The organism is Mycolicibacterium chengduense (assembly GCF_033741155.1).
GTDB lineage: Bacteria > Actinomycetota > Actinomycetes > Mycobacteriales > Mycobacteriaceae > Mycobacterium.
This window is the reverse complement of record NZ_JAWQNH010000001.1, coordinates 1-12,443: the sequence shown is the minus strand read 5'-3', so window position 1 is coordinate 12,443 and position 12,443 is coordinate 1. Positions and strand designations below refer to the sequence as shown.

15 protein-coding genes are annotated in these 12,443 nt (G+C 67.8%); 7 read left to right on the top strand and 8 right to left on the bottom strand.

The window, feature by feature from the left end:
- Positions 1-14 precede the first annotated feature (14 nt).
- From SBI67_RS00075 to SBI67_RS00050, 6 genes are all read right to left on the bottom strand, one after another.
- The gene (locus SBI67_RS00075) at positions 15-788 is read right to left on the bottom strand and encodes an SDR family NAD(P)-dependent oxidoreductase (RefSeq protein WP_318978623.1); all 774 of its coding nucleotides are present in this window, start codon (positions 786-788) and stop codon (positions 15-17) included.
- Positions 785-1,855, bottom strand: coding sequence for an NAD-dependent epimerase/dehydratase family protein (locus tag SBI67_RS00070; RefSeq protein ID WP_318978622.1), 1,071 nt, complete (start codon positions 1,853-1,855; stop codon positions 785-787). The genes SBI67_RS00075 and SBI67_RS00070 overlap by 4 nt, the downstream gene beginning before the upstream one ends.
- A gap of 238 nt (positions 1,856-2,093) precedes the next feature.
- The gene (locus SBI67_RS00065) at positions 2,094-3,179 is read right to left on the bottom strand and encodes a 3-beta-hydroxysteroid dehydrogenase (RefSeq protein WP_318978621.1); all 1,086 of its coding nucleotides are present in this window, start codon (positions 3,177-3,179) and stop codon (positions 2,094-2,096) included.
- 72 nt (positions 3,180-3,251) lie between these two features.
- Complete coding sequence (locus tag SBI67_RS00060; RefSeq protein WP_318978620.1) at positions 3,252-3,464, bottom strand: exodeoxyribonuclease VII small subunit; 213 nt, start codon at positions 3,462-3,464, stop codon at positions 3,252-3,254.
- Positions 3,451-4,686 carry an exodeoxyribonuclease VII large subunit gene (xseA, locus tag SBI67_RS00055; protein WP_318978619.1) on the bottom strand — a complete coding sequence of 412 codons (1,236 nt, stop codon included), beginning with the start codon at positions 4,684-4,686 and terminating at the stop codon, positions 3,451-3,453. The genes SBI67_RS00060 and xseA overlap by 14 nt, the downstream gene beginning before the upstream one ends.
- Positions 4,683-5,240 (bottom strand): lipid droplet-associated protein, encoded by a 558-nt coding sequence (locus tag SBI67_RS00050; RefSeq protein WP_266050074.1) that lies wholly within the window; start codon positions 5,238-5,240, stop codon positions 4,683-4,685. The genes xseA and SBI67_RS00050 overlap by 4 nt, the downstream gene beginning before the upstream one ends.
- Positions 5,241-5,294: 54 nt before the next feature.
- Between SBI67_RS00050 and SBI67_RS00045 the strand changes: the two genes are divergently transcribed.
- Positions 5,295-6,296 (top strand): 4-hydroxy-3-methylbut-2-enyl diphosphate reductase, encoded by a 1,002-nt coding sequence (locus tag SBI67_RS00045; protein ID WP_318978618.1) that lies wholly within the window; start codon positions 5,295-5,297, stop codon positions 6,294-6,296.
- Positions 6,297-6,299: 3 nt separating this feature from the next.
- Here SBI67_RS00045 and SBI67_RS00040 read toward each other — a convergent pair whose 3' ends face one another.
- Positions 6,300-7,379 (bottom strand): DUF6542 domain-containing protein, encoded by a 1,080-nt coding sequence (locus tag SBI67_RS00040; protein WP_318978617.1) that lies wholly within the window; start codon positions 7,377-7,379, stop codon positions 6,300-6,302.
- A 134-nt stretch (positions 7,380-7,513) separates the two neighbouring features.
- Between SBI67_RS00040 and ychF the strand changes: the two genes are divergently transcribed.
- Entirely contained in the window at positions 7,514-8,587 is a 1,074-nt protein-coding gene (gene ychF, locus SBI67_RS00035) for a redox-regulated ATPase YchF (protein WP_318978616.1), read from the top strand.
- A 214-nt stretch (positions 8,588-8,801) separates the two neighbouring features.
- On the opposite strand, the gene SBI67_RS00030 is transcribed toward ychF, so the two are convergent.
- Positions 8,802-9,179: a YidH family protein gene (locus SBI67_RS00030; protein ID WP_318978615.1), complete on the bottom strand. Its 378-nt coding sequence runs from the start codon at positions 9,177-9,179 to the stop codon at positions 8,802-8,804.
- Between the two features lie 176 nt (positions 9,180-9,355).
- Between SBI67_RS00030 and SBI67_RS00025 the strand changes: the two genes are divergently transcribed.
- The 5 genes from SBI67_RS00025 to SBI67_RS00005 form a co-directional block, all read left to right on the top strand.
- The gene (locus SBI67_RS00025; RefSeq protein WP_318978614.1) at positions 9,356-9,754 is read left to right on the top strand and encodes an ester cyclase; all 399 of its coding nucleotides are present in this window, start codon (positions 9,356-9,358) and stop codon (positions 9,752-9,754) included.
- Positions 9,755-10,136: 382 nt separating this feature from the next.
- Positions 10,137-10,490, top strand: a complete 354-nt coding sequence (locus tag SBI67_RS00020) for a DUF1801 domain-containing protein (protein WP_318978613.1) — start codon at positions 10,137-10,139, stop codon at positions 10,488-10,490.
- Between the two features lie 167 nt (positions 10,491-10,657).
- Positions 10,658-10,885 carry a hypothetical protein gene (locus tag SBI67_RS00015; protein ID WP_318978612.1) on the top strand — a complete coding sequence of 76 codons (228 nt, stop codon included), beginning with the start codon at positions 10,658-10,660 and terminating at the stop codon, positions 10,883-10,885.
- Between the two features lie 173 nt (positions 10,886-11,058).
- The gene (locus SBI67_RS00010; protein ID WP_318979525.1) at positions 11,059-12,261 is read left to right on the top strand and encodes a sigma-54-dependent transcriptional regulator family protein; all 1,203 of its coding nucleotides are present in this window, start codon (positions 11,059-11,061) and stop codon (positions 12,259-12,261) included.
- 101 nt (positions 12,262-12,362) lie between these two features.
- Positions 12,363-12,443: hypothetical protein (locus tag SBI67_RS00005; protein WP_318979524.1), on the top strand; the 81-nt coding region annotated here is incomplete at its 3' end.

The following is a 12,443-nucleotide window of genomic DNA, read 5'->3' as shown; positions in this document are numbered from 1 at the left end:
TCTCACCGGATCGGTCACTGCGCCGCGAGTTTCTGGATGTGCCCCAGCAGATCGGGGTAGCGGCGGAGGTGGGCGCCGCCGTTGAGGTCGAGCACCTCACCGGTGAGCCAGGACGCCGTGGTGAGAAACAGGATGGCCTCCGCGACGTCCTCGGGTGTGCCGGCGCGGCCCAGCGGGGTGTTCTCCACGTATTCCTCGACCACACCCGGAACCAGGGCGGCGCCTTCGGTGAGCGGGGTGTGCACGAAGCCGGGGGCGACGGCATTGACCCGGATCCCGCGTGCCGCGAACTCCAGTGCGGCCACCTGGGTCAGCATGGACAACCCGGCCTTGGCCGCGCAGTAGGCGCTCATGCCCGCCGCCGGCTGCCGTCCGTTCAGCGAGGAGACCGACACCAGCGAGCCACCCTCAGCGAGATGCCGCCCGGCGTGCTTGGCCACGATGAACGCCCCGTTGAGGCACACGTCGACAATGGCGCGAAAGTCCTCGGCCGGCATGTCCACGATGAGGCCGATGGTAGAGAAGCCGGCACAGTTCACCACCGCCGACAGGTCCGCGCAGTTCTCGAAAAGCGTTGCGATGGACTGTTCGTCGGTGACATCGGCGACGACGCCGGTGTGGGGTGCGCCGAGTTCGGCGGCGCGGGCTTGGGCACCCTCGGCGTTGCGGTCGGCGATGACGACGCGGTAGCCGGCGGCGGCCAGCGCTCGGGCCGCTGCCCAGCCGATGCCGGACGCGCCGCCGACGACGACGGCCGATCGTGTCGCGGTGGTCGTCGCGGTGGTCACAGCCGGCTCCCGTCCGGGCGTGGGTCGCCCCATTTGGTTTTGATCGCTTCCCACGGGTCGGCGTACCGGCGCCCGGTGCCGTAGTAGGCCGTGCGGCGTTGCAGGATCTGGCGGGCCAGCGGCGCGATCAGCCGTAGCAGCGGACGCTTGACGCCAGCGTTCTCGGCGGCCTCGATGAGAAGCTGGGGCCAGGAATGATGTTGGAAGCCAAGTACTTCCTGGGCCCGGGTGGTGTCCATCCAATCGGTGGCGAACCAACCGTCGTCATTGTGCGGGTCGCCCTTGAGTCCGGTGGGCAGTCCGCCGACCAGGCCGAGTGCGGCGGCCATGGCGGGTGCGACCTCGCCCTGCAGCAGTCGGTGGGTGGCGTCGTCGCCACCGATCAACAGGGTTTCCCCGCGGGCGTCCGCGGTGGTGGCGGCGGCAAACGCAGAGGCGACATCGCGCACGTCGACGGTCTGCAGCCGGCCGTCGGTGGGCAGCATGCCCTCGAAGTAGAAGTTGTCCATGTTCATGTACGAACCCGGGTTGGCCGTCAGGACCCCGCCGAGTCGCAGGATCACCCAGTCCAGCGCCGATGACCGCACCAGCGCCTCGGCCTTGACCTTGTGGTCGCCGTAGATATCGGCCGGGTTGACGGGGGTGTCCGAGCGCAGCAGCCCGGTCTGCGTGTGCGGATTGCGCGACCCGTACACCGCGATGCTCGACGCCAGCACGAATCGCGGTGGTGCAGGCAGCTTTTCGGCCGCCGCCAGCAGGGTGCCGGTGGCGCCCACGTTGACCTTCTCTGCCAGGCCGCGGCGCTGGTAGATGAACGGCGGGATGACTGCGGCCAGGTGAATGATGGCCGAGGGTGCCGTCTCGGCCACCAGCGCGCCGACGGCGGCCGGGTCGGTGAGATCGGCCCAGCGCACCGTCACCCCGGCCGGCAGCGCGGCCGCGGCCTTGCGGTTGGCGGGCGTATCGAGATCGGTGGCCACCACCCGGCGGCCGTCGGCGGCCAGCCGGCGCACGGTGGCCGACCCGACCAGCCCGAAGGCGCCGGTTACCAGCAGGGTCTCGGTCATGGGCCCTCCGTTGGTGGATTAGAACGTGTTCCAACCCTAGCGAACGGGGGCGCAGCGCATTTGCCGATCGGACTCGGCGGGTCGGAGGCGGTTTGGTCGACCGTCGCCGGGTGCCGTATTCTGGACCTCAAGTTTCCCCGGCACTGTAGACGCTGAGCGAGAAACCAGAGGCCGGGGTGCTACAGCACCGCCGGCCTCGTCCATCTTCCGGCCCCGGCGCAGCTCCGGATCACCCAGCTCACACGGACGCGGGCTGGCCGGTCTTGCTTGCCATCTGGTGGAACAGGTCGGTGTAGTAGGGCAGGCATTCGGCCATGGCCTGTTCGGTGGTGAACAGCGGCCGGTAGCCCAGATCGCGCTCGGCCTTGGCCACCGAGAAGTAGTTGTTCAGGTAAAGCCGTTCCACCGCAAGGGGTTCGATCAACGGCTCGGGAATGCCGAACTTGAAGTGCAGCCACTGCCAGACCATCATCGCCCTGTGCACCAGCCGGCCGGACACCCGGAAGGTGGGCAGCGGGCGGTCGCATGCGGCGAGCACCGGTCGGGCGAACTCGAACATGTTGACGGGCTCGGCGTCGTTGATGAAGTACGCCTGGCCGGGTGCGCTGCCGCCGGGCACCAGGTGCTGGGCGGCCAGGATGAAACCGTGAATCAGGTTGTGCACGTAGGAGTTGTCGAGCTTGATGTCCTTACTGCCGACCAGCACCTTGACGTGTCCGGCGAGCACATTCTCGAACACCTTGCGAAACATCGTCTGATCGCCGCGGCCCCAGATGCCGCTGGGGCGGATGGAGCAGGTCAGCATGCCTCGCTCGCCGTTCTCGCCCAGCACGAACTTCTCGGCCACCACCTTGGTTTCGGTGTAGAGGTCGTTGAACCGGTTGGTGTACGGCAGGGTTTCATCGCCGTTGGGGATATCCTGGCCGCCCATCACCACGCTGTTGGACGCGGTGTAGACGAAGCGTTGCACCCCCGCCGCCTGGCCGGCGTGCACCAGATTCTTGGTGCCCTCGACGTTCACCGAGAAGCTGCGCTTGCGGTACTCGTCGGTGACCGAGGCCCCGCCCATCAGATCGATGATCGCCGCGGTGTGGAAAACGGTGTCGATCCCGGCGACGGCCTTGGCCACGTCGCCGGTGTCGGTGATGTCGCCGACGACGGCCTGCAACTTCGGATGATCGGGCAGGGGAGAGGCGACCCGATCGAAGGAGCGCACCTGGTGGCCGCGTTCCAGCAGTGTGGTGACCAGGTTGGCGCCGACGAATCCGGAGCCTCCGGTCACCAGGACGTGGCCAAGTGCGGTCGTCAGCGTTGCGTCACCCATGCCGAGAGCATAAATGAAACGTGTTCTAATTTTAAAGGCGGTCGGCGAAAACGGCTTGCGCCGGTGGCGTGATCACTCGTCGTCGGGGTCGGCGGCGCCCAGCACGTCCTCGACTCGTTTACGCGCCCCGGCCAGGTGTTCCTCGCACCGTTTGGCCAGCTCCTCACCCCGTTCCCAGAGCTTGAGCGAGGCATCGAGGTCCAGGCCGCCCTGCTCAAGCGTGCGCACCACCTCGACCAGCTCGTCGCGTGCCTCTTCGTACCCCAACTGACTAATGGGCTTCATCTGACCCCTCGCTCGTGGTGATGACGGCGCCGTCGGCGACGCGGACCCGCAGCCGGGTGCCCGCCGGGGCGTCGGTCACGGACCGCAGGACGGCTGCCTCGGCGCCGTCCAAAACCTGCACGACGGCGTAGCCGCGTGCCAGCGTCGCGGCCGGCCCCAGCGTGGACAGCCGGGCCGTCAGGTGTTCCAACCGGTCGTTCTCGGCGGCGATGAGCCGGCTGATGTCGCGGCGTGCCGCGGCGCGGGCCCGCTGCACGTCGTCGGCGCGGGCCTCCAGCGCCAGCAACGGCTTGGCCAGCACCGGCCGGGTCCGCAACTGGTCGATCAGGCGTTCCTCGCGATGCACCCAATGCCGCAGTGCGTGCGCGGCCCGCCGGCGCAGATCGTCCACCATGGCCTGTTCGGCGGCGGCATCGGGGACCAGGCGTTTGGCGGCGTCGGTCGGGGTGGCGGCGCGCAGGTCAGCCACCAGGTCGCACAGCGGATTGTCCGGCTCGTGCCCGACCGCGCTGATCACCGGCGTGGTGCAGGCGGCGATGGCGCGGCACAGCGTCTCGTCGGAGAACGGCAGCAGGTCCTCGACGCTGCCGCCGCCGCGGGCCAGCACGATCACGTCGACCTCGGGGTCGGCGTCGAGTGCGCGGATCTCGTCGACGATCTGTGGCACCGCGTTGGGGCCCTGCACGACGGTGTTGCGGACCGCGAACCGGACTGCCGGCCAGCGGGCCGACGCCACCGCGATGACATCGTGCTCGGCAGCCGACGCCCGCCCGGTGATCAGCCCGATGGTGCTGGGTAGGAAAGGGATCGGGCGCTTGAGCCGCGGGTCGAACAATCCTTCGGCATCCAGCAACCGGCGTAGCCGTTCGATACGGGCCAGCAGCTCACCGACACCGACCGCGCGGATGTCGGTGACCCGCAGCGAGAAGGTGCCACGGCCGGTGTAGAAGACCGGCTTGCCGAACACGATCACCTGCGTGCCCTCGGCCAGCTTCACCGGGGCGTTCACCACCAGGTCGCGGGCGCAGGTGATGGTCAGCGACATGTCGGCGGCCGGGTCGCGCAGCACCATGAACACGGTGCCCGAGCCGGGCCGCATGGTCAGCTGGGCGATCTGGCCCTCCACCCACACGGTGCCCAGCCGGTCGATCCACTTGGCCACCCGGGTGGCCACCGCCCTGACCGGCCAGGGATTCTCCGGTGACTGGCCGGGATCGCTCACTTCGCCGTCGCGCGGGTGATCCTGTTGGCGAGCAGGGTCTGGAACGGCGCGCGAGCCTTGGTGGCCTCCTCGTAGGCCAGCAGGGCCTCCAGCTCGTCCACCTTCAGGGACGTCATCCGGGCGCGCAGCTGAGCCAGCGTCAGCGCGTCGTAGCCGAGATCTGCGACCACCGCCGGGGCCGAGCCGTTGCTGTTCGGCGCCGGACTGTCGGCGACCGGGCGTTCGGGTTCACCTTCGCTGTAGAGCGCGAAGCGGCCTTCGTTGGTCCGGGTGACCGGGATGTCGACCGCGTCACCGTCGTCGGCGGGCAGGTCCTCGTCGAATGTCGCCCACTCGGGCTGTTCGTCCTTCGGCGGGAACAGGTTCTCCAATGTCTCGTCGCCACGGATCACCAGGTCGGCCACGTCCTGCTGGACTTTCATCACCAGATGCGCGACCTGGCTGACGACCGTCATCGGGTAGGCGAGGATGGTCTGCGGGAGCTTGCGGGTCTCGTCCAGAGCGGTCACCGCGACACCCACCAGCAGTCGGACTCCGTACGGTGCTGTCGACATGGCTGCCAGCCTACGGCTGGCCCGTTGCGGGGGCAGGTAAGTACCCTGGAAGGCATGCCACCAACCGTCAACATGGGTATTCCGGGCGCCTCCAGCTCGGTGAGTTCGGGGGTGGCCGGCAAACGTGTGCTGCTCGCCGAACCGCGCGGGTACTGCGCCGGTGTGGACCGCGCCGTCGAGACCGTCGAACGCGCACTGGAGAAGCACGGCGCCCCGATCTACGTCCGGCACGAGATCGTGCACAACCGCTATGTCGTCGACACGCTGGCCAAGGCCGGTGCGGTGTTCGTCGAGCAGACCGACGAGGTGCCCGAGGGCGCCATCGTGGTGTTCTCCGCGCACGGCGTCGCCCCGACCGTGCACGAGGAGGCCGCCGCCCGCAACCTGCGGACCATCGACGCCACCTGCCCACTGGTCACCAAGGTGCACAACGAGGCCAAGCGGTTCGCCCGTGACGACTACGACATCCTCCTCGTCGGGCACGAGGGACACGAAGAGGTGGTCGGCACCGCCGGCGAGGCGCCCGACCATGTGCAGGTCGTCGACAATCCCGACGCCGTGGACAATGTGACCGTCCGGGACCCCAACAAGGTCATCTGGCTGTCCCAGACCACGCTGAGCGTTGACGAGACCATGGAGACCGTGCGCCGGCTGCGGGAGAAGTTCCCGACGCTGCAGGACCCGCCCAGCGACGACATCTGCTATGCCACCCAGAACCGGCAGGTCGCCGTGAAGGCCATGGCGCCGGAATGCGAGCTGGTGATCGTGGTCGGCTCGAAGAACTCGTCGAACTCGGTGCGCCTGGTCGAGGTGGCGCTGGGCGCCGGGTCGCAGCACGCCTACCTGGTGGACTACGCCGAAGATATCGATCCGGCCTGGTTCTCCGGGGTGACGACGATCGGTGTGACCTCGGGCGCCTCGGTGCCCGAGATCCTGGTGCGCGGCGTGCTGGAGCGCTTGGCCGACTACGGCTACGACACCGTGCAGCCGGTCACCACCGCCAACGAGACGCTGGTGTTCGCCCTGCCGCGCGAGATCCGTCCGCCGCGCGGGTAGCGGCTAGCTCTCCTCGTCGAACCGGCGCGTGGTGCGCGGCCGGTGGTCCTCATCGCTGCTGCGATAACGCACCCGGGATACCGGGTGGTGGTCGGTGGCGGCCGGTGGCCGCTGCCGTTCGTCGTAGCGCGGTTCACGCCCGTAGCGCTCGTACCCCTCCGGGCTCTTCGGGCGGCGGGGCCGCTCGTAGTAATCCGTCGGTTCGTACGGGTTCGGGGCGGGCCGGCGCGGCTCACGGGTGGACGGCCGGGGGCGGCGCGGCTGCCGGGCCGGGTCGATCGGCGGCTCGCCGTCGCGGCGGCTGCGACCCTGACGGTCCCGTGCCGCCATGCGCTCACGGCGGTCGGCGGCCGCCGCGGAGGCGGCGATGTCGTTCTCCGGTGGGCGGGTGTGGCGGGCGCGGGACGGCTCGCCCGTCCGGGCGCCACGACGCGTCGTCGAGGGGGCGGCATCCGGGTTCGGCCGACGGGCCGACCTGCGGCGCGGGGGTGCGGCCGGGGCCTGGTCATCGGCGGCGTCCTCGGTGCCCGCGGCGTCGGCTGTGCCCGCGGACTTCTGGGCGAAACGCCGTGCCACTCGCCGAGCCGGAGCGTCCGACGCTGCCGCAGCGGAGACGTGCGCCGCCGGCTTGTCGGGCCACAGCCGCTTGTTCGACGCCCCGATGTACCAGCGCACCATGCCGATGACCAACACCGCGGCGGCGGTGAAGAACATCAGCGGGAAGCGTTCGATCAGCGGATATCCACAGTTGATCAGGATTTCCTTGATCCCGCCGATCTCGGCGCTGTGGAACATGAAGTAGGCGCCGGGAACGGCGATGAACAGGATGAGCGGCGGTTGGATGACGGCGGTGAACACCGCGGATTGGCGAACGGCCAGGACCGCCAGCACGCACCCCAGCACGTAGCACGTCGCGAAGACCGCGCCGAGCTCCTTGTGGCCTGAACCGGCGTCGAAGGCGAATCCGATCGCGGTGAAGACCACCGCGATCACCACGGCGCTCCACCACGGCAACCCCGGGATACGGGGGAGTGCGGAGCGGTCGGTCACCGCGTCCGCCTGCTCTACGGGCTGAGCTGACACATGTTGACCGTACCGGCTTCTGCTGCGAGCGTCCGCCCAGCACGCTGCGGCGAGCCGCTCGGTGGTTCTGTGGCGAGCCGCTCGGTGGTTCTGTGGCAAGTCCCGCGCATTCTTTCTTCTAGACTCTGGAGTCCGTGAGCTTGAACCTGGGAATCGTCGGATTACCGAACGTGGGCAAGTCGACGCTCTTCAACGCGTTGACCCGGAACGACGTACTGGCGGCCAACTACCCGTTCGCGACGATCGAACCCAACGAGGGCGTGGTCGCGCTGCCCGACCCACGGCTGGATGCGCTTGCCAAGGTGTTCGGCTCGGAGAAGACCGTGCCGGCGCCGGTGACCTTCGTCGACATCGCCGGCATCGTCAAAGGTGCGTCCGAGGGGGCGGGGCTGGGTAACAAGTTCCTGGCCAACATCCGCGAGTGTGACGCCATCTGCCAGGTGGTGCGGGTGTTCGCCGACGACGACGTGGTGCACGTGGACGGCAGGGTGGACCCGCGCTCCGATATCGAGGTGATCGAGACCGAGCTGATCCTGGCCGATATGCAGACGTTGGAGAAGGCGGTGCCGCGGCTGGAGAAAGAAGCCCGCAACAACAAGGACCGCAAGCCGGTGCTGGAGGCGGCGCTCGCGGCCCAGGCCGTGTTCGACGGCGGTAAGACCCTCTTCTCGACCGGGCAGGACTGGTCGGTGCTGCGCGAGCTGAACCTGCTGACCACCAAACCGTTCCTCTACGTGTTCAATGCCGACGAGTCGGTGCTGACCGACGCGGCGCGCGTCGCGGAGCTGCGGGAACTGGTGGCCCCGGCCGACGCGGTGTTCCTGGACGCCAAGATCGAGGCCGAGCTGCAGGAGCTCGACGACGAGTCGGCCGCCGAGTTGCTGGAGTCGATCGGCCAGACCGAGCGCGGGCTGGACGCCTTGGCGCGGGCCGGTTTCCACACGCTGAACCTGCAGACGTATCTGACCGCGGGCCCGAAAGAGGCGCGCGCCTGGACGATTCACCGCGGCGACACCGCGCCCAAGGCCGCCGGGGTGATCCACAGCGACTTCGAGAAGGGCTTCATCAAAGCCGAGATCGTGTCCTTCGACGACCTGATGGAGGCCGGCTCGATGGCCGCCGCCAAGGCCGCAGGCAAGGTGCGGATGGAGGGCAAGGATTACGTGATGGTCGACGGGGATGTGGTGGAGTTCCGGTTCAACGTGTAGGTCTGGCCGGTGCCGATGTCGTCGACCGGCACGTCGAGGCAAATGCGTACCTTGTGGGTTTTCGGTTCGGGGACATGCAGTCAACCGTCACCCCAGCGACTGGCCATGTGCCGAGTGTGGGGAATATGCACGCAATCGGCGCAATTTTCGTGCATAGGGCTCACACTCGCCGGCTGTGCGGCGGCAGGTGCCGCGCCGGATAGCAACAGTCCGTCTACAGCCGGAGCGTGACTCCGAGTAGAGCGATGACGCCGAGACCGGCGACCATCGCGGCGACGATAGCGGCGATCGAGTAGCGCATCGGCCCAAAGTCGGCCCGCAGCGCCTTCAACTCGTGGAGATGCTGAACCCAGGCCAGTATCAAGGCGACCAACCCGACGACGATCATGGCGATACCGAAGAACTGGGGGCTGACAACGGCCGCACGGAGCCGTTCGCTCGTCGACAGATATCGGAAGATCTGATAGACGGTGAACCCGAAGGCGATGAGCGACGTCGCGGTACGGGTCCACGCCATCAACGTTCTTTCCAGCGCCAAGCGGTTACGTTCCGCGGCCAGTCGAGTGTTTGCATCGAGGGGACGATTTCCCATGGCCACCTCTCAGGCATCACCATCCGGACGTGGGTAACGAGTAGCCACCCGCATGGACGACAAGGCTACTGTCCGTGCTGGCGATCCCGGGAGTGGTGCGAGAAGGGCCCGGGGCGACGGTAATAAGGTGGAGTTCCGCCACCGAGGAACATCAGGAAGCGGCAAGAAGTGAAGTGATGGCTGAGGGTGACCTGCTCACGACATACCGTGACTACTTGCGGTGCTTGAATACGCGCCGGTGGGACGATCTTCGACACTTCGTCTCGGACGACGTCATACACAACGGAGTACGGCTGCGACTCAGCGGCTATCGGGCGATGCTGGAGAGTGACACCCGAGCGGCGCCTGACCTTCAATTCGTCCCGGAGATCCTGATCGCCGACAACCGGGTCGTCTCCTGCCGGCTGTTCTTTCAGTGCACTCCACGCCACGTTTTCTTGGGTTTCGAACCGACAGGTGGGCAAGTGTCGTTCGCGGAGCACGCCTTCTACAGGTTCGAAAACGGGCGGATAGCCGAAGTGTGGTCTGTGATCGATAAGGAAGCCGTTCGCAGGCAGATCGCTCAGGAGAAGTAGCGCCGACGGCGACGTGGTGGAGTTCCGCTTCGACGTCTGATGGGCGGACGCGTCGAGTGTGGGGCTTGCGCACGCAGTGGACCTGCTTTTCGTGCATAGGGCCCACGCTCGATTCCACGAGTAATCCTGCAACGCCGTGAGCGGATCGCCGCTTGGGCGCCGGAAGGCGATGAGGTACCGGTTCATCACCGTCCCATCCGCGTGTTAGCTTCGTAGAGGCGGCCTTGCCCGCCGCATTCTGCACTTCCAGGTGAACGGTCACCTGAATCATTGCGGAGAGTCCCCGAACTCACGAGGACATGTCCGGATGGGGTGCTGCGCCCTCTGGCGCGCCGACTCCATTTCGCCGGTGCACGCGGCCGGCTGACGAAAGGACATGACGATGGCTTCGAAGGACGAGAAGAACCTCCAGCAGGTGCTCGACAAGATCGCCGGGATGGATGAGCCGGCGCGGGGTGTCATGCAGCGCATGCACGACGTGATCGTCGCTGCTGCACCCGAACTCAAGCCGCGCATTTGGTACGGCATGCCCGGCTACGCCAAGTCCGCCAGCAGTCCGGTCTTGGTATTCGTCCGGAACGACGAGTTGATGAGCCTTGGGGTGAGCGAAAAGGCGACCCTCAAACCCGCGGGAGGCAAGGACGGGCTGCTGGTACCCGCGGCCTGGTACTTCGACGGCCTGGACGACGTCACCGAGCAGCGTGTTACCGAGATCGTCCGCGCTGCGATCGAATAGCGGACCCGGACGGCACCGTCCGGTGTGAGCGCCCGAATCGGCGCCACACGGGCGGCGCTTTCCACCCCGCACAGCGTTACGGTGATGTGGTGGTCGATGACGAAGCAGCCGTCACCCCGGCCGAACTGAAGTGACGTGCGGCCGACCTGGAGCGACGCGAGAAGTCGGTGACCCGCCAGGAAGCCGAAGTGGACAGGCGCAACTGGGTCGCCGACGAGCGAGAGCAGACGGCCGACGAACGCGAAGGCGCCACCGAACAGCGTGAGCGTGCGCGACAGCAGCGGCTGGAGGAAAGAGCCGACCGGGAAACCGCCGCCGAACGACGCGACAACGCCGAAATTCGGCGGGCCGTCGCCGAGACCCGGCGGCGGATGGACGGTGACCCGCCGTCCTAGGCCGCCTGACCGGCCGCGCAGAATTGCCGCGGCTGCCCTGACGTGCGGGTATTCTGTCCGCAAGGCCCGATGGCCAGCGAGTAGTTGACACTGGCGTCAGGAGCGTGAGCGTCGTGGCAGATGAGACGAGGTCGGCGAAGCCGCCGCCCGAAGCGCCATGCCCCGTTCCCGAACTGATTGTCGCGGGTCAGACGCCGTTGCGTCGCTTCGTCGCGGAGAGCTGGCAGCGCAGCCTGGCGGTCGGAGTCGATCCCGACAGCGGTGCCCGGGAAGCCGCCGCGGCGGCCCGACTGTCCGAACTGCGCAACAGCCATCCGCTGGCTGCGGCACTCCCGGTGATCCGCAAGCTGCTGGTGGACTACGCCGCCGACTCCGGCGTCGTCGTGGCTGTCACCGCGGCCGACGGCACCATGCTGTGGGTCGAAGGCGATCCCGAAGCCTGCCGCAAGGTGGCCGCGATGAACTTCGTGCCGGGTGCGGACTGGAGCGAACAGGGCGCGGGCACCAACGCCCCCGGCACCGCGCTGGCGCTGGACCGCGAGGTACAGATCAACGGGCACGAGCACTTCTCCCGGCTGGTCCGGCCATGGACCTGCACGGCGGTACCGGTGCACGATCCGATGACCGGCCTGGTCGTGGGCAGCATCGACCTCACCGGCGGATCCTCGATCGCGTCGGCGCAGACGCTGGCTTTGGTACGCGCCACCGCGGTGGCCGTCGAGCATCGACTTGCCTTGTCCTACAACCAAACTCCGTCGGCTCAGGTGGTGTCACCCGGCCGCCTGACGGTGCTCGGCCCGGACCGGCCGAGCTGGCACACCGTCGACGAGCAGGGCCGCGCCCGCGCCCAGCAACTCTCCGGCCGGCACGCCGAGATTCTCGTGTTGCTGCTGCAGCATTCCGAGGGGCTCAGCAGTGACCACCTCGCCATGCTTCTCGACGAACGCGAATTGGATGCCGTCACCATCCGGGCGGAACTGTCGCGGCTGCGCCGCATCGTCGGCGCCGACGTTATCGGTTCACGGCCGTATCGGCTGCTCGGCCCCCTGGACAGCGATATGGGGGAGGTCTTCGCGGCGCTGCGCCGCGGCGACGTCAACGCCGCGCTGGATAGCTACCGCGGACAGCTGCTGCCACGGTCCGGGTCGCCGGCCGTGGCACGGTTGCGCACCGAGTTGAGCGCCAGCGTGCGTGGCGCGGTGCTGGCCGCCAGTTCGGCCGGCGACGTGCACGTCTTGCGCCGTTGGCTGGATCTGCCCGAGGCCCGCGATGACCGCCAGGGCTGGCAGACGCTGCATGATCACCGAGGCACCGACGACCTGACCCGGGCCCAGACGCATGGGCATCTCACCGCGCTGGATTCCGCGCTGTCCTGACGTTGCACCAACGTTGCGATTTTTCCCAACTGTGCTGCAACGGGTTGCAAACTACCGTGAGTGACGACCGACACAGTCATTCATAGAGCAGGAGATCAACCGTGACTGTTTATGCACGCCCGGGTGTTGAGGGCGCTTTGATGTCTTTTAAGTCTCGTTATGAGAATTTCATCGGTGGGCAG